The 17,198-nt window shown below is 66.9% G+C and carries 14 protein-coding genes; 9 read left to right on the forward strand and 5 right to left on the reverse strand.

Features of this window, described 5'->3' with window-relative positions; translation table 11 throughout:
- Window positions 1–48: 48 nt before the first annotated feature.
- The 3 genes from BLO63_RS18895 to BLO63_RS18905 form a co-directional block, all read right to left on the reverse strand.
- Entirely contained in the window at window positions 49–1,110 is a 1,062-nt protein-coding gene (locus BLO63_RS18895) for an NADH:ubiquinone reductase (Na(+)-transporting) subunit F (protein ID WP_091443909.1), read from the reverse strand.
- A gap of 73 nt (window positions 1,111–1,183) precedes the next feature.
- A complete protein-coding gene (locus BLO63_RS18900) occupies window positions 1,184–2,854 on the reverse strand; it encodes an aromatic/alkene/methane monooxygenase hydroxylase/oxygenase subunit alpha (RefSeq protein WP_162841842.1) in 1,671 nt (556 codons plus the stop codon).
- Between the two features lie 559 nt (window positions 2,855–3,413).
- Entirely contained in the window at window positions 3,414–4,466 is a 1,053-nt protein-coding gene (locus BLO63_RS18905; RefSeq protein ID WP_091443914.1) for an NAD(P)-dependent alcohol dehydrogenase, read from the reverse strand.
- 235 nt (window positions 4,467–4,701) lie between these two features.
- Here BLO63_RS18905 and BLO63_RS18910 point away from each other — a divergent pair, with 235 nt between their 5' ends.
- From BLO63_RS18910 to BLO63_RS18945, 8 genes are all read left to right on the forward strand, one after another.
- Complete coding sequence (locus BLO63_RS18910; RefSeq protein ID WP_162841843.1) at window positions 4,702–6,588, forward strand: sigma-54-dependent Fis family transcriptional regulator; 1,887 nt, start codon at window positions 4,702–4,704, stop codon at window positions 6,586–6,588.
- A 192-nt stretch (window positions 6,589–6,780) separates the two neighbouring features.
- A complete protein-coding gene (locus tag BLO63_RS18915) occupies window positions 6,781–7,407 on the forward strand; it encodes a helix-turn-helix domain-containing protein (protein WP_091443919.1) in 627 nt (208 codons plus the stop codon).
- Window positions 7,408–7,503: 96 nt separating this feature from the next.
- Complete coding sequence (locus BLO63_RS18920) at window positions 7,504–8,580, forward strand: extracellular solute-binding protein (protein ID WP_091443921.1); 1,077 nt, start codon at window positions 7,504–7,506, stop codon at window positions 8,578–8,580.
- A 95-nt stretch (window positions 8,581–8,675) separates the two neighbouring features.
- Window positions 8,676–9,521: an ABC transporter permease gene (locus BLO63_RS18925; protein WP_091443923.1), complete on the forward strand. Its 846-nt coding sequence runs from the start codon at window positions 8,676–8,678 to the stop codon at window positions 9,519–9,521.
- Window positions 9,518–10,309, forward strand: a complete 792-nt coding sequence (locus BLO63_RS18930; RefSeq protein WP_091443925.1) for an ABC transporter permease — start codon at window positions 9,518–9,520, stop codon at window positions 10,307–10,309. Before BLO63_RS18925 ends, BLO63_RS18930 begins: the two co-directional genes overlap by 4 nt.
- Window positions 10,306–11,427: an ABC transporter ATP-binding protein gene (locus tag BLO63_RS18935; RefSeq protein ID WP_091443928.1), complete on the forward strand. Its 1,122-nt coding sequence runs from the start codon at window positions 10,306–10,308 to the stop codon at window positions 11,425–11,427. Before BLO63_RS18930 ends, BLO63_RS18935 begins: the two co-directional genes overlap by 4 nt.
- Window positions 11,428–11,440: 13 nt before the next feature.
- Complete coding sequence (locus tag BLO63_RS18940) at window positions 11,441–12,829, forward strand: NAD(P)/FAD-dependent oxidoreductase (RefSeq protein WP_091443930.1); 1,389 nt, start codon at window positions 11,441–11,443, stop codon at window positions 12,827–12,829.
- Window positions 12,830–12,904: 75 nt separating this feature from the next.
- On the forward strand, window positions 12,905–13,270 hold the full coding sequence (locus tag BLO63_RS18945; RefSeq protein WP_091443932.1) for a cupin domain-containing protein: 366 nt from the start codon (window positions 12,905–12,907) through the stop codon (window positions 13,268–13,270).
- 80 nt (window positions 13,271–13,350) lie between these two features.
- Here BLO63_RS18945 and BLO63_RS18950 read toward each other — a convergent pair whose 3' ends face one another.
- Window positions 13,351–14,967 (reverse strand): amidase, encoded by a 1,617-nt coding sequence (locus tag BLO63_RS18950; protein WP_162841844.1) that lies wholly within the window; start codon window positions 14,965–14,967, stop codon window positions 13,351–13,353.
- Window positions 14,968–15,080: 113 nt separating this feature from the next.
- Here BLO63_RS18950 and BLO63_RS18955 point away from each other — a divergent pair, with 113 nt between their 5' ends.
- The gene (locus BLO63_RS18955; RefSeq protein ID WP_091443936.1) at window positions 15,081–16,511 is read left to right on the forward strand and encodes an aldehyde dehydrogenase family protein; all 1,431 of its coding nucleotides are present in this window, start codon (window positions 15,081–15,083) and stop codon (window positions 16,509–16,511) included.
- 68 nt (window positions 16,512–16,579) lie between these two features.
- Here BLO63_RS18955 and BLO63_RS18960 read toward each other — a convergent pair.
- On the reverse strand, window positions 16,580–17,198 hold a 619-nt coding region (locus BLO63_RS18960; RefSeq protein WP_143007087.1), incomplete at its 5' end, for a UDP binding domain-containing protein.

Genomic DNA, 17,198 nt, shown 5'->3' on the forward strand with positions numbered 1-17,198 from the left:
TGTCCTCCCAAATTATCGTTGTCTGGCCAAGGCTTGTGGTGAGTGCGCTCAGGCGTGCGCCAGCTGCTCGGCGGGGCTTGAGGCTGGCGTGAACTTGTCGAAGAAGATCCGTTCGGTGGAGACGTCGTTCATCTGCAGCACCGGCACGAGAGCCTCGATCATCGGCTCCGGGCCGCAGGCATAGACGTCGACATCCTCGCCGAAGCCCAGCCGGCGCAGATGGGCGTTCAGCACCTCGTGGATGAAGCCGCGCTCGCCGGTCCAGTCGTCCTCTTCGCCGACGCCCGAAAGCGCGGGGACGAAGTGGAAGCGGGGATTTTCCGCCGCCAGCCGGGCGAAGTCGTCGAGGTAGAACAGGTCCTTGGGCGTGCGGGCGCCGTAGAAGAAATGGACCTCGCGGTCCTCGCCGCTCTCCAGATGGTCGTGCAGGATCGACCACAGCGGCGACATGCCGGAGCCGCCGCCGACCAGGATCAGGGCTCCTCCCTTGTCTTCCCGTCGGAAACAGGTGCCGAAGGGGCCGCGGACGGTGAGCCGGGTTCCGGGCTTGAGTTCTCCGTCGAGGCGGGAGGAGAATTTTCCGTCCGGGTATTTCTTGATGATGAAGGCGAGTTCTTTGCCCGCGACCGGCGTATTTGCCATGGAAAACGAGCGCGTAATCGCCTCTGGCCCCGGGAGCGTGATGTCGACATATTGCCCCGCCCAGAATTTGAGAGGCTGATCGAGCACGATCTCCAGGCGCCTTATGTCGTGGGTCAGTTCGACGACCCGCGCCACCTCTGCGCCGAAGCTTCGGACGGGTATCGATTTCGAGAGGATTTCCTCGTCGAAATTGAGCAGATCCACCTCGATGTCCGAATAGGCCAGGGTGCGGCACAGCAGGACATAGTTCTGGTCCCGCTCCATCTCGTTCAGCGCGAAGGTGGAATAGGGCTTGAGCTCGACTTCACCTTCGTTCAGCACGCATTTGCAGGCCGCGCACCGCCCCTCCTTGCAGCCATGCGGCAAGGCGATGCCCTGCCGGAAGGCCGCGTCGAGCACGGTTTCCCCCTCTTCGACCTCGAATTCGACGCCGACCGGATTCAAGCGGACGGTATAGACGTCGCCCATCGTGCGACCTCCCCGTTAGGTTCTGGAGCACCTCGGTCGATGCGGGACCGGCGAGGCCGGTCCCGCATGACGGTCAGTTGCAGGGATTGATGGTGAAGCCGGCGCGGTAGGCGGCGAGGTGCGTCTCGCGCTGCTCGGGGCTCATCTCGCGCAGGGTGATCAGCGGGCTCTTGATGGTGTGCCCACGCACATCGTCAAGCGTCCACATCTCCTTCTCCTCGAAGCGCAGATGCGGCTGCGGCACGAGGGTCTTGCCGTCGGTGCGCACGAAGCCGAGATCCTGGATGGCGTCGGCCAGGTCCCAGTCGTGGTAGCAGCTCTCCCACTCGCGCCGGCCGCTGAAGCGGCCCATCGCCGGCGTGGGACGGCCCTGATACTCGCTGGCGAAGGCTTCCACCGCGGTCCAGCGGTCGAGCTCATGGGCGAAGGTGTGCAGCTTGCCGTCGATCGTGTCGGTGACGATGTCCTCGCGCACCACGCAGGGCACCATCGAGCTCCAGCACCGATGCGGATAGACATAGCCGGTGTCCGGGTTGAACAGCATGTTGGTCTGGCCGCGATGCGACAGCTTGTCGTACCACTTCCAGTACTCGCCGAACTGCGCATACCAGCCCGGGTACTTGTGCTCGAACCACTCGAAGTCCTTGTCCGTCTGGGCCTCGATGCGCCAGAAATTCACCGGCCAGCCGACCGAGAAGAACTGCGCGATCTTGTGGACATAGTGCTTCTCGGTGATGCGCTTCCACGCCGCCTGCACATCGTCATGGTGGATCTTGATGCCGTATTTCTCCAGCGGCAGCATGTAGGTGCGGTAGTAATCCTCGAAGATCCAGCGATGCCACATCTCCGCGTAAGACTCCTTGTTCTTGTCGCGGTTGGTGGTGCCGTATTCGATGAAGGTGCCGATGGCGGCATCGACGATGGCGTGGTTCTGCCAGAAGGCGTAGCGCATGTCGCGTTCGAGCAGGAGATGGTTCTCCGGCTCCTTCAGCATCGACATCAGCATGGAATGGCCGTTGCCGACATGCCGGCTCTCGTCCGACTGCACGGAGAGGAACACGGTCGGCAGGGCGTAGTCGCCGTTGCGCGCCGCTTCCGAAGGCATGGCGACGAACAGCGTGTTGGTGAACGCGGTTTCCGCCACCACGGTCAAATAGACATTGGCCGAGGTGATGGCATCGCCGGTGATGAAGCCTTCACCGAACTGGCGGCCGATGGTGGTGGCGTAGCACTTGCCGAAGGCTTCCTCGGTAATATCGAACCCGGCCGGGTCGATATAGTTCTCCATGTACCACTTCTTCAGGTTCATCTGGATGGTCGAGTGGCGGAACTCGTCGACCATCTGCATGGTGAAGCCGGTACGCAGGTCCTCGCCGGGCGCCAGGCGGCCGACCATCGCCATGGAACGGGCGGCCGAGATTTCCGGGAAGGGGATGATGGCCAGGAACAGCTTCATCCATTCCACCCAGCGCGGCTCGACATTGCGGAACATGTCGCCGCGCAGGGCCGCGTCGAGCGCGCCATAGACCCGGTTGTCCTTTTCTTCCTGCATCGGGAAGTAGGAGCGAAGCACCTGCTTCATCGGGTCTTTCGGCGCCTTGGTGATCTTGTAGTCGGTCGGGAAGGTCATCGCCTCCTGCACATAGGAGGGGTTCCAGCCGAGATCGGCGATCTTCTTCGCGGCATCGGCGACGGAGATGCCTTTCTGCGCGGTGATCTTGTTCAGGGTCAGTGTACTTGTCATTTTTGCCATCCTGCTCTTGGAGCGGAGTCCACGGTCAATTTCCTCCCGCCGGGCGCGGCACAGCGTTCGCGCTGTCCGGCCGGCTGGGCTTCAGACATGAGCAACCCTTCGCCCGTCGCAGGTGCGGCGAGCGTCGAAGGCCTGGGCAAAGGTACAAGGCACCGGGTGCGGCTGTTGGCGTAACGGGTGCGGGACGGCGGTCCTGACCTGACCGTCTCGTGACCCGCCGGCCCGGCTCATCGCCGTGCCGGCAGCTTCCCCGGACTTCTCCCCTTCGTTCTTTTTGTGGCCTGCCCCGTGGGGCACGTCAGCATTGTTCTAATAGTAATGTAGCAAGTGCTGTGCCAAGTGGTCGCAATAGGTGTTTCAACGACTTGACGGAGATGAAACACGTTCCGGTTCGCGGGAGTGATTTGTTTTGCGAATCGCGCGATCGAAAGTGTTTCATTATGCGAAAATGGTGCAGCGCAGAATGGTAGGTAAAAGTTGCTTCCATATCGGCACGTTATGCTGCGATGCACGCATTATCTTCTCTGGAATACAAGATACCCGCCACCCGTCAGGGCACGAGGACGGCCCGGCCATGGATCTTGCCGGCATTGAGGTCGTGCAGCGCCCGGTTGGCATCGGCGAGCTTGTATTCGGCGGTCGCCAGCTCGACGAGCCCGCGATCGGCCAGCGCCATCAGCTCGGTCAGTTCGGCCCAGGTGCCGACCAGATTGCCGATGATGTTGCGCTCGGAAATGATCAGGTCGACGGCGGGGATCCTGATGTCCTCGCCATAGCCGACAATGTAGTAGCTGCCCATCGGGCGGGTCATGGCGAGGCCCTTGGCGGTGGTGCCCTTCTCGCCGACGAAGTCGATCACCGCCTCCGCGCCGGCGCCGCCGGTCAGCGCCAGCACCGCCTCGACCTCGTTGCCGTCGGCCTTCACGGTCTGGTCGGCACCGCTCTTGGTCGCCAGCGCCAGCGAGGCGTCCGACTTGTCGACGACGATTACATCGGCGGCGCACATCGCCTTCAGGCACTGGATGCCGATATGCCCCAGCCCGCCGGCACCGATGACGACGCAGCTCTGGCCCGGCAACAGGTGCCGCGTGGCCTTCTTCACCGCGCGATAGGCGGTGAGGCCGGCATCGGCATAGGGCGCCACTTCCTTCGGCGCCAGCGAGCGCGGCAGCGGCACGATGTTGCGTTCCGAGGTGCAGATGAACTCGGCATAGCCGCCATCGCAGTCGAGGCCGGGAAAGCTGCCCGGCCCATGCATGTCGAAGCCCCGACGGCAGGCGAGGCAGGTGCCGCCGGTGATCTTCGGGTGCACGATCACCGGGTCGCCCTTCTTCAGCCCCTCGACCTCCTTGCCGACCTCCTCGATCCAGCCGGCGTTCTCATGGCCCATGATGAGCGGCAGCAGCTTGTCGCCGGTGGGGTCCATATGCGGCTTCCACACCCCCTCGATGATGTGGAGATCGGTGCGGCAGACGCCGGCGCCGCCGATGCGGACGATGACATCGGTGGATTTGACGATTTTGGGGTCGGGCACGTTCTCCTCCGCCACCCAAAGGTCGGCGGTGAGGCTCGTGTCGTAGTTTTTCAGCACCTGCGCCTTCATGGCGTCCTCCGTTTTTTGGCAGCGCGTGGCGTCGCCGTCGCAGGAACCATCGCAGCAAGTGTGCCATGCGCTATTCCTTCACTTCATCAACGCTTTACTGCAGGTGCGAAGGCTCTTCAGCGTTCACGCGATGAACAGGGCCGGCCGAACAGTGTCCAGTTTCTGGATATTGCCTTCGCTCTGTTTTGCGCCGACCCTGCGGCAAAACCACAAGAACCGTTGGAGGACAGCGCCGATGCCGCCCCTCTCTCACCCGCCGCTGTCCAGCGTCGCCCATGCCCGTGCCGCCCTGGAGGCGGGCGCTCGGCTGCCCGGCGGCGCGCTGTCGCCGGAGATCGCCCGCAGCTGGGAGCGCTGTCTCGCCGGCGGGCTCGACCCGACCCGGCGGCCGGAAGAGGCGGTCATCGCCTTTGCCGAGGTGCGGACCCGGCGCGAGGAGCAGGCGCTGCTGCGCCGTCTGGCGCTGGCGCAGATGCAGCTGCTCTATGAACAGATAGCCGGCTCGGATTTCATGATCGCCTTTGCCGATGCCGGCGGCGTGGTGCTTGATGCGCTGAGCGACCCCCACTTCGCCGACAGCGAGGCGGGGCGCTCCATCGTGCCCGGCAGCGTGTGGCTGGAGACTGGGCGCGGCACCAATGCGCTCGGCCTCGCCCTGGTCGAGCGGGCGCCGGTGGCGATTTATGGGCGCGAGCATTTCTTCGCCTGCCATGGCCATCTCAGCTGCGCGGCCGTGCCGATCTTCGATCCCGAGGACCGGCTGGTCGGCCTGCTCGATGCGTCGAGTTCCAATGAGGCGCGCCAGCAGCATACCCACGCTCTGGTCCGCATGGCGGCGGCGGCGGTCGAGAACGGGCTGATCGTCAATGGACGGCCGGATGTGCTGCTGTTCGCCCTGCATCCGCGCGCCGAATATCTCGACACGCTGTCGGCAGGCCTGATCGCGCTGTCGCCGGAGGGCGAGCTGATCTCGATCAACCGCGCCGCGCGGGCCCTGCTCGCCGGGCTGGATGTCAGTTGCGGGCAGCCCTTCGATGCCCTGTTCGAGCCCGGCCTGGGCCGCGTCGTCGACGAATTGCGCCGCGCGGGCATCGCCCGGGTGCGCGACCGGGCCGGCAGCCTGCTCTCGGTCGCGTGCCGGCGCTTCGCCGCGCCGCCGGTGGTCGCGCCTCCGGCCCGTCGCCTGCCGGCGCCGACCACGCCGGCCACACCTCTTGCCGCGCCGGCTGCCGCCTTCGTCTGCGAGGACCCGCTGCTGGTTCGGCGGATGCGCGGTCTGGCGGCGGCCACCCGCGAACGGCTGGCCGTCCATATCCATGGCGAAACCGGCACCGGCAAGGAACTGATGGCCCGCCATGTCCATGCGCTCAGCGGCCGCGCCGGCGAGTTCGTCGCGATCAATTGCGGCGCCGTGCCGGAATCGCTGTTCATCGCCGAACTGTTCGGCCATGACCGGGGCGCCTTCACCAATGCGCGCAGCGAGGGGGCGCCGGGGCTGCTGCGTCTGGCGGACCGGGGCACGCTGTTTCTCGATGAGGTGGGCGAAATCCCGCTCGCGGCACAGGCCACGCTGCTGCGCTTCCTCGACACGATGGAGGTGCGCGCGCTCGGCGGCGGCAAGGCCGCGACGCTCGATGTGCAGATCGTGTCCGCCACCAACCGGGACCTCGCCGCCGCCGTCGCCGCGCGCGAGTTCCGGGCCGATCTCTATTACCGGCTCAACGGGCTCTCCATCGAGATCCCGCCGCTGCGCGAGCGCGGCGATTTCGATGCCATCCTCCGCCATCTGCTGGCCCGGCACGCGGCGAATGTCTCGATGGACGAGGTGGTGATCGAGCGCCTGCGCCAGCGTCCCTGGCCCGGCAACATACGCGAGCTGCAGTCCTGGCTCCGCCGCGCCGCGATCGAGGCGGAGGGCGAGGGCGTGTCCCTGCTGGACGGCGCGGATTGTGGCGGCGAGGGCGCGCCGACCTGCGCCCATTGCGCTCCGCACGCGCTGAGCCGCGACCGCTGCCGGCGCATCCGCGAGACCTTTGCCGCGACCGGCGGCAATATCCAGCAGACCGCGCGCCGGCTCGGCATCTCCCGCACGACGGTCTACAAACATCTGGAGGTCGGCTGAACGACGTCGGGCGATAGCCTCATCTGCCCGAAGGCATCGGCCCGTGCCGGCGCAGGAGCGGGCGCGTCCGGTCAAGGCGGGACCCGACGGCAGCCGCAAAGGTATCGGGATGGATTTTTCCCGTTCAGGCCCCATTGAACTTCTGTTTGGCATGACTTAACGTTTGTTAAGTGACGCCGGATCAAGGACGAGATGGACCCCGCAGCGCGCCCCGTTCCCGATGAGACCGACACGCTGCGCCTGGTGGCGGAGCGGCTGCGGCGGCTGCGGCGGGCCAATGGCCTGTCGCTGCGCCAGCTGGCGGACGCGACGGGCACGTCGGCGAGTTTTCTCAGCCAGCTGGAGCGCGGGCTCACGGGGGCCAGCGCCTCGACGCTGATCCGTATCGCCAACTGCTTCGGCACCAGCATTTCCGAACTGTTCTCGACCCCGGAGATCACCCGCGACCCGGTTCTGCGCCGCGCGCAACGCCCGGCGCTGCCGGTGACGGACGGCCAGCGCAAGATGCTGCTGTCGCGCCGCCCGCTGACCCATTTCGAAACCTATGTCTCGGAATTCGATGTCGGCGGCTCGACCGGTCCCGAGCAATACACCCATGGCGACTCGCACGAGATGTTCATCGTGTTGAAGGGGTCCGTGCGGCTGGAGCTGGGCGCCGATCATCACGACATGCACGCGGGCGACAGCGTCGAATATGCGAGCTCGGTCCCGCATCGCGTCGCCAATATCGGCGATGTCACGGCCGAGGTGCTGTTCATCATCTCGCCGCCGACCTCGACGGCGACCTATCTCGATACTTACCGCGCCAACGGTGAGTAGCGCAGGCGCGCCACGGGACGGGCGCTGTCCCTCCGTGGCGGGCGAGTTCACACGGCAAAACATAAGCCCCAGAGGCATAGTCCAGAGGAGAGAATGATGAAGCGGAGCACACTCACCGGCATCGCCACCCTCGCCGCCATCGGCATGGCGCTGGCCGGCGCGGCTCGGGCCGAAGGTCCGGTCGCCGGCGAGGTCGCCGAAGGCTCGCTCAAGGGCAAGACGCTGACCTTCGTGTCCTATGGCGGCGTCTTCCAGGACGGCCAGATCAAGGCGCTGGAGGATTTCGTCAAGAAGTCCGGCGTCACTCTCCTGTCGGACGGGCCGACCGAGAACGCCAAGATCCAGGCGCAGGTCGAATCGAACAACGTCGTGTGGGACGTGGTGGATACGGGCGACTACACGCCCTTCGTCCATTGCGGCACGCTGTTCCAGAAGCTGGATCTCAGCAAGATCGACACCTCCAAGATCCCGCCCGGCCAGGTTGGACCGTGCAGCGTCCCGGCGATGAACTATGCCGTCATGTTCCTGTATAACAAGGAAAAATACGGCGATAACCCGCCCAAGAGCTGGGCTGATTTCTTCGATGTCGAGAAGTTTCCCGGCACGCGCGGCATTCCCGGCTATGCCGACGCCGAAGGCTACATGGTGGAACTCGGCCTGCTCGCCGATGGCGTGCCGCAGGACAAGATGTTCCCCGCCGATATCGACCGCGGCCTGAACAAGTGGCGCTCGATCCGTGAGCATCTGGTGCCGTGGACCACAGGCGCGGAAAGCCAGCAGATGATGGAGTCGGGCGAGGCGGACATGGTCATGGTCTGGTCGGGCCGTGGCAAGGCGGCTCTGGCCAACGGGGCGAAATACGTTCCGGTCTGGAAGGACTGGATCGTCGTCAAGGACCAGATCGCCATCCCCGTCGGCGTGAAGGACACGGATGCCGCCTATGCGCTGGTCAATGCCTATCTCGGCAAGCACGCGCAGGAAGTGATGGCCGAGACGACCTCCTATTCGCCGATCAATGTCGACGCCACGCCCAAGGTGGACGAGCTCACCGCCTCGTTCATGACCAATACGCCCGAGAAGCAGGCGATGGCCTACAACCAGAACGTCGATTACTGGGTCAAGAACTACGACGCTCTCAGCGCCAAATGGGCGGAATTCATCGCCGGCAACTGATCCGGCGGCGCAATGATCGGGGCGACCGCGTCGCCCCGATCCCCCGCGCGGCGCGCCCCCATGCGGCGCCCCGGCTCCGCGAGAGAGGCTGAACCATGTCTGTTCTGACCGGCCGCGCCCCGCGCGGGGCGCTTCTGCTGACGCTGCCGGCCATCGCGGTGCTGCTGCTTGTCATGGCGGTGCCGTTCGGCGTCATCGTGCTGCGCAGCTTTGCCGAGCCGGTGCCGGGCCTCGCCAATTATGTGTGGTTCTTTCAGACCCCGGTGAACCTCACCGTGCTGGCGCGCACCTTCACCATCGCCTTCTGGGTAACGGCCTCCTGCGTGCTGGTGGCCTATCCCTACGCCTTCGCCATGTCGATCGCCGGACCGCGCCTGCGGCTGGTCCTGATCATGTGCGTGCTGGTGCCGTTCTGGGTGTCGGGGGTGGTGCGCACGCTGGCCTGGGTGATTCTGCTGCAGGATTCCGGCGTCATCAACCGCATCCTGCTCGCGCTGGGCTTCGAGAAGGTGCGGCTGATCCGCACCCAGCTCGGCGTGACCATCGGCATGACGCAGGTGCTGCTGCCCTTCATGATCATGCCGCTCTACGCGGTGATGCGCGGCATCGACCTGCGGCTGCTGCAGGCGGCGCGCAGCCTCGGCGCGCATCCGGTGAAGAGCTTCTTCCAGATTTATCTGCCGCTGTCGCTGCCCGGCGTATTTGCCGGGGCGACGCTCGTGTTCATCCTGTCGCTCGGCTTCTACATCACGCCGCTGCTGCTGGGCGGGCCCCAATCGACCATGCTCTCCACCCTGATCCAGCAGCAGGTGCTGTCGCTGCTGAGCTGGGGACGCGGCGGCGCCATGGGCGTGGTGCTGCTGGTGGCGACCTTCGGCGTGCTGGCGCTGGCCGGCCCGTTCATGCGGCGCCGCTACCAGATCAGCGGAGGCAGCCGATGACACGCTTCCGTCCCGGCCGGCTGCTGCTGCAGCTCTCCTGCCTGCTGATCGCCATCTGGCTGGTGGCGCCGACGCTGGTGGTGATCCCGATGTCGTTCGCCGACAGGAAGTCGCTGGCCTTCCCGCCGCAGGGCTTCTCCACCCAGTGGTACGCGAATTTCTTCGCCAATCCGCAATGGTTCGGCAGCCTGGTCGTCTCGCTGAAGATCGCGGCGATGGTGGCTGTCGTGGCCACAATCATCGGCACCATGGCGGCCATCGGCATCGAGCGGCTGAAGACCCGCGCCGGCGGCATCATCCGCGTGCTCCTGCTCACCCCGATGATCGTGCCGGGCGTGGTGCTCGCGGTGGGCATCTATGCGGTCTATCTCGACACAAGGCTGGTCGGCACATGGACCGGCTATGTGCTGGCGCACACGCTGCTCGCCATCCCCTTCGTGGTGATCGCGGTGGGGGCCAATCTCGCCGTGTTCGATGCGCGGCTGGAAACGGCGGCGGCGAGCCTGGGAGCCTCGCGGCTCACCACCTTCTTCACCGTCACCCTGCCGCTCATCCTGCCGGGCATCCTGTCGGGGGCGCTGTTCGCCTTCGTCACCTCCTTCGACGAGGTGATCGTGTCCCTGTTCATCACCAGCCCGCAGCTGAAGACGCTGCCGGTGCAGATCTTCTCCTCCATGACGCGGGATGCCGACCCGACCGTGGCGGCGGTGGGGTCGCTCATCTTCCTGGCGACCACGCTGATTATCGGGCTGGGACTCATCTTCGGACTGCGGAGGCGCGGGGCATGAACGCTGTGAGCAACGAGGCGGCCTCAAAAGGCGCGGCGATCGATATTGACGGCATCAGCAAGTTCTATGGCAGCTTCACCGCGCTGGAGAAGGTGAGCCTGCGGGTGGAGCCGGGCGAGTTCATGTCGTTTCTCGGGCCGTCCGGCTCGGGCAAGACGACGACGCTGAACCTGATTGCCGGCTTCACCGATCTCAGCGGCGGCGACATCCGGCTCGACGCGCGCTCCATCGGCCATGTGCCGGCGCACAAGCGCAATATCGGCGTGGTGTTCCAGCATTACGCGCTGTTCCCGCATATGAGCGTGGCGCAGAACGTGGCCTATCCGCTCAAGCAGCGCCGCGTCGGCAAGGCCGAGCGGACCCGCGCGGTGGAAGAGGCGCTGCGCAAGGTGCAGCTGGACAGCTTCGCCCATCGCTACCCCTCCGAGCTGTCGGGCGGCCAGCAGCAGCGCGTGGCGCTGGCGCGGGCGATGGTGTTCAACCCCTCGCTGCTGCTGATGGACGAGCCGCTCGGCGCTCTCGACAAGAAGCTGCGCGAGGTGCTGCAGCTCGAAATCAAGCGCATCCACCGCGAGCTCGGCTCCACCTTCGTCTATGTCACCCACGACCAGGAGGAGGCGCTCGTGCTCTCCGACCGGATTGCGGTGTTCAACAAGGGGCGGATCGAACAGGTCGGCACCGGGCAGGCGCTCTACACCGCGCCGCAGACGCTGTTCGTCGGCCAGTTCATCGGCGAGAGCTCGGTGCTGCGCGGTCCGCATCGCTCGGCCGGCGGCGAGACGGTGCTGACCGTCGCCGGCACGACCCTCGCCGCTCCGGGCGCGGCGAGGGGGGAGGGCGCGCAGGTCATTCTCCTGCGCCCCGAGGCGGTGATGGTGCAGGCGCCGGGCACCGGCCCGCAGGAAGGCCGCAGCAACATCCTCTCGGGAGTGGTCCGCGAGATGCTCTATCTCGGCTCGGCGATGAAATATGAGGTGACGCTGGCTGACGGCAGCCATGTCACCGCCCGCACCCCCACGCAAGGCGCGCCCTTCGCTCTCGGCGCCACGGTCGAGCTGGCGTGGCGGCCGCAGGAGAGCGTGCTCCTGGCAGACGACGGATCGACCGCCGGTCATTGAAGGAACGATGGCAATGGACGTGAAGAAGAATGGCGACGTGTCCTTCTGGTATGCCGATATTGGCGGCGTGCCGGGCTATCGCCCGCCCTTGCCGGGCGACATCGAGGTCGATGTCTGCATTGTCGGCGCCGGCTTCACCGGGCTGTGGACCGCCTATTATCTGAAGGAGGCCGAGCCGGGCCTCTCCATTGCCGTGGTCGAGAAGGAATTCGCCGGCTTCGGCGCCTCTGGCCGCAATGGCGGCTGGTGCTCGGGCGAATTCGGCTGGAGCCGGGAGAAATATCTCTCCTCCGGCACGCGCGAAGGCATCATCGAGTGGGAGCGGCAGCTGCGCAGCACCGTCGCCGAGGTGCGCCGCGTCACCGAGAAGGAAGGCATCGACTGTGACTACCTGCTCACCGACTGCCTGACCTACGCCCAGAGCCCGGCGCAGATGGAGCGCCTGCGCGAAGGCTATGAGGAAGCCATGGCCTGGCAGGTGCCCACCAGCCGGCTGGAGCTGATCGACGGGCCGGAGGCGGCCGCCCGCATCCGGGTCGACAAGGCGCAGGGCGCGCTGGTGCGTCACGATGTGGCGCGGGTGCAGCCGGCCAAGCTGGTGCGTGGCCTCGCCGAGGCGGTGGAGCGGCGCGGCGTCGCTATCTATGAGCGCACCGCCGTCACCGGCATCGAGAAGGGCCGTGTCACCACCGATCGCGGCTCCGTCAAGGCCAAGCGCATCGTCCGCGCCACGGAGGGCTTCACCCACGGCATTCCCGGCAATGAGCGGGAGTGGATCCCGATGAACAGCGCCATCATCGTCACCGAGCCGGTGCCGGACGATCTGTGGCGCGAGATCGGCTGGCAGGGCAGCCAGCTCCTTGCCGACGCCTCCCACGCCTATTGCTATGCCCAGCGCACGCGCGAGGGGCGCATCGCCATGGGCGGGCGCGGCGTGCCCTATCGGTTCGGCTCCAAGACGGATGTGCGCGGCCAGACCCAGCCCGAGACCATCCAGGCGCTGAAGGACATTCTCTACCGCATGCTGCCGCAGACCCGCGGCCTGAAGCTGGACCATGCCTGGTGCGGTGTGCTCGGCGTGCCGCGCGACTGGTGCGCCACAGTCGGGCTGGATCCACGCACCGGCATCGGCTGGGCGGGCGGCTATGTCGGCCTCGGCGTCTCCACCTCGAATTTTTCCGGGCAGACGCTGGCCGATCTGGTGCTGGACAGGCATACGGAGCGCACCAGCCTGCCCTGGGTGAACCGCCGGCCGCGCAAATGGGAAGTGGAGCCCTTCCGCTGGCTGGGCGTGCACGGCATGTACTGGCTCTACCACAAGGCCGACCGCAACGAGGCGAGCACCGGCGGACGCGCCACCTCGCGCCTCGCCACGCTGGCCAACGCCCTCACCGGGCGCTGACCGCCCGCACGCCTTCACCCCCGCGCCCATTGCTCCAAGCCGGCACCATCGCTGCCGCCTTTGGCAGGAGACCCTATGATCGACCTTTCCGTATTCACCCAGCTGTCCGGCATCGACCTTGGCGCACTGGCCGACAAGCCCACCACCCTGAGCCCCGGCCAGCAGGAGGGCGCCGCCTCGCTCTGGACCGCGCCCGACGGGTCGCTCGACATCGGCCTCTGGGAGTGCACGCCGGGCCGTTTCACCGCCGATCGCACGGGGGCGGCGGAGTTCTGCTATTTCCTGCAGGGCAAGATCATCATGACCCAACTGGACGGCACACGCCGCGAGCTCGGGCCCGGCGATGCCCTCATGCTGCCGCGCGGCTGGAAGGGCACCTGGGAGATCGTGGAGCACACCCGCAAGATCTACGTCTTCCTGTCCGACCCGGCGCCGCGCTGACCCTCCTCATGCGCGGGACAGGATCGGCCGGCACAGGGGCGGATCTGGCGCCGGCCCCCGCCCGTCGGCGCTCCGGCCGCTCAGTGCGCGGCAAGCGCGTCCGGGATGTTGCCCGCCGAGGTGGCGATGCCGGGGGTGGTGAGCATGCTGACGTCCGGGAGCGGGCGGGCCAGCACTCCATCACGCGCCAGCCGCGCCTCGATCGCGGCGGCGGCCGCCAGCGTCCCCACATCGTCGCGGCCCCGCCCGACGATCTGAAGGCCGAACGGCATCCGCGTCGGCCCCAGCCCCGCCGGGATGACGGTGGCGGGATGGCTGCTGAGGGTGATCGCATAGGCAATGCCAACCCAGCGAATATAGGTTTCCATCTGCCGGCCATCGACCTCCTTCACATAGAGGTTCTCGACCGGGAACGGCACCACGGAGGCCGCCGGGCAGATCAGGATGTCGATCTCCCGGAAGAACGTCTCGAAGCTGCGAAAGATCTCGCTTTGGCGGGCATGGGCACGCCCCACATCCTCCAGAGAGAGCCTGCGGGAGAGTTCCACATTGGAGACGACGTTGGCGCCGCTGAGAGCACGGTGCTGGTCGATATAGTCACCGTAGGAGTGACCATAGCCCACGGCCCGAAGCGCCTCGAACGTGTCGTCCAGATCCCTGATCTCGGGGTGGCTCCATTCGGTGCTGCCGAACATGCCCGCCATCCGCTCCGCCACCATCCGGAAATGCTGCCGCACCCCGCGCGAGACCGGCGCGCAGCCGAGATCCTCGGAGAACGCGATCCGCAGTCGCCTGGTGTCGACCTCGGGGAGAGCCAGGAACGCATCGGCCGACAGGTCCTGCGAGAGCGGGTCCCGGCTCGACCTGCCGACGATGGCCGCCATCAGCAGCGCCGCATCCGGCACGTTGCGGGCCATCGGGCCATCGACGGCCAGCGGCGACCAGGGGTCGCCTGCAACCTCCATCGGGCAGGCGCCCGGCGACGGGCGATGCCCGACGATCCCGCAGAACGAGGCCGGGGTGCGCAGGCTGCCGCCCAGATCGGAGCCGGAGGCCAGCGGCACCATGTCTGCTGCCAGAGCCGCGGCCGAGCCGCCCGACGACCCCGCGGTCGAGAGGGCGAGATCGAACGGGTTTACCGTGGCGCCGTGGACCCGGTTGGTCGTGTTGGCGCCGCTGCCGAATTCGGGCGTGTTGGTCTTGCCCATGATGACGGCGCCGGCCGCGCGCAGGCGCTTCACCATCAATTCGTCTTCCGTCGGCACATTGTCCTTGTGAACCAGCGAGCCAAAGGTGGTCCGCATGCCGGCGGTGAGCTGAAGATCCTTGATGCCGACCGGCAGCCCGTGGACGATCCCGAGCGTCTCGCCCTTCATCACGGCGTCTTCCGCCCGCTTGGCTTCGGCACGACTGCGCTCGAAGTCCACCGTGACGAACGCATTGATGGCAGGGTTCGCCGCTTCGATCCGCGCCCGGAACGCGTCGAACACCTCGATCGGCGACAGCGCCTTGGAGCGGATCAGGGACCGGATCTCGAGCGCCGTCTTTTCCACGATATCTTGCATGCGTCCCCCAATGTCCGGGAAATTTTCCGATGGCCGGCACGACAGGCCGATGACGTTATCAGACGGGTCCACAGCCCGTCCCGGCGCTTGGTTGCGTCGCGAGAGCCTGTCGCCTCGCGAGCCGATCGCCACCCCCACTTTCCTCATATCGGTGCTGCGGCACGGCGATCGCCATTGCCTATCGCCGCGCGCATCGCGCAGACTATCCCGACGCCTGCCTTCCCAGCGATGAGAGACCCGCCCGCATGAGCCCCAACACGCAGAAATTCTACATTGACGGCGCCTTCGTCGAGCCGCTGGAGCACCGCCCGCTCGGCGTGGTCGACCCGGCGACCGAACAGGAATTCGCCACCATCTCGCTGGGCACCCGCTCCGATGTCGACCGCGCGGTGGCGGCGGCGCGCGCGGCCTTCGCCAGCTTCCAGTTCTCCACCAAGGAGGAGCGCCTGGCTCTCCTTGAGCGGCTGCTCGCGGTCTATGAGCGCCGCTACGAGGATGTCGCCCAGGCGATCAGCCGCGAAATGGGCTCGCCCATCGCCCGCGCCCGTGATTCCCAGGCCTATGCCGGCCTCGGCCATCTGAAGGCGACCATCGAGGCGTTCAAGCGCTTCGAGTTCGACGAGACGCGCGGCACCACCCGCGTCACCCATGAGCCGGTCGGCGTCGTCGGCCTCATCACGCCGTGGAACTGGCCGCTCAACCAGATCATGTGCAAGGTCGCGCCCGCCATCGCGGCCGGCTGCACCATGGTGCTGAAGCCCTCCGAAATCGCGCCGATCTCCGGGATCGTCTTCGCCGAGATCATGGATGAGGCCGGCTTTCCCAAGGGCGTGTTCAACCTGGTCAACGGCACCGGCCCCGAGGTCGGCGCTGCGCTGTCCTCGCATCCCGACATCGACATGGTGTCCTTCACCGGCTCGACCCGCGCCGGCACCGATGTGGCGCGCAACGCCGCGGCGACGGTGAAGCGCGTGGCGCAGGAACTCGGCGGCAAGTCCGCCAACATCGTGCTGCCCGACGCCGATCTCGAAGCGGCGGTGTCGGAAGGCGTGCGCGCCTGCTTCGGCAATACCGGCCAGTCCTGCGACGCCCCGACCCGGATGCTGGTGCCGGCCGACCGGCATGACGAGGCGCTCGACATCGCCCGCCGCGCCGCCGAGGCGGTGCTTGTCGGCTCCCCCACCGACCCCGAGACGCAGATCGGCCCGCTGGTCAGTGATGTGCAGTTCGCCAAGGTTCAGGATCTCATCCAGGCCGGCATCGATGAGGGTGCGACCCTCGTTACTGGCGGCACGGGCAAGCCGGAGGGGCTGGAGACCGGCTATTATGTGAAGCCGACCGTGTTCGGCCATGTGAAGCCGGGCATGCGGATCGAGCGCGAGGAGATCTTCGGGCCGGTGCTGTCGATCATCCCCTATGACAGCGTGGAACAGGCCGTCGCCATCGCCAATGACACGCCCTATGGCCTGGCGGCCTATGTGCAGGGCGCGGACATCGACGCGGCCCGCCGCGTGGCGCGCCAGCTTCGGGCCGGCTCGGTCTACCTCAACTACCCCGACTGGGACCTGTTCGCCCCCTTCGGCGGCTACAAGCAGTCCGGCAATGGGCGCGAATATGCCGATTTCGCCCTGCGCGACTTCCTGGAGATCAAGGGCATCGTCGGCTACGGCACCTGACGGCGTGTCGAGCCCCGTCGCAGCCGGCACGGTGTGCCGGCTGTCCTCCGCCGGCCTTCGCCGTTGGCTCAGCCCTTCGAGGTGTCCTTCCGCCCGATGCCGACATAGGTGAAGCCCCGGCGGATGAGGTCTTCGGGGGGGTAGATGTTGCGCAGATCGACGACGATGGGGCTGCGCAGCTGCGCCTTCAGCCGGTCGAGGTCGAGGGCGCGGAAGGCGTCCCATTCGGTGACGATGACCAGGGCGTCGGCGCCCTCGGCGCATTCATAGGCGCCGGTGGCGTAGTGGATGCCCTCGGGCAGCACCTTGCGCGCCTCCGCCATGCCGACCGGGTCATAGGCGCGGATCTTCACCCCGCGGTCGACCAGCAGCTGCACGATGTTGATCGCCGGGCTGTCGCGCATGTCGTCGGTGTTGGGCTTGAAGGTGAGGCCGAGCACGGCGACGGTGGCCCCGCGCGCGGGCACGGCCAGCGCCTCCAGCACCCGGCGGCCCATCGCCGCCTTGCGGGTCTCGTTGACCGTGGTCACGGTCTCGACCAGGCGCAGCGGCGTGCCGGCCTCCTGGGCGGTGCGGGTCAGGGCCAGCGTGTCCTTGGGAAAGCAGGAGCCGCCATAGCCGGGGCCGGCATGCAGGAATTTCGGCCCGATGCGGCGGTCGAGGCCGATGCCGCGCGCCACTTCCTGC

Origin of the sequence: Ancylobacter rudongensis (assembly GCF_900100155.1) — a bacterium.
GTDB classification, from domain to species: domain Bacteria; phylum Pseudomonadota; class Alphaproteobacteria; order Rhizobiales; family Xanthobacteraceae; genus Ancylobacter; species Ancylobacter rudongensis.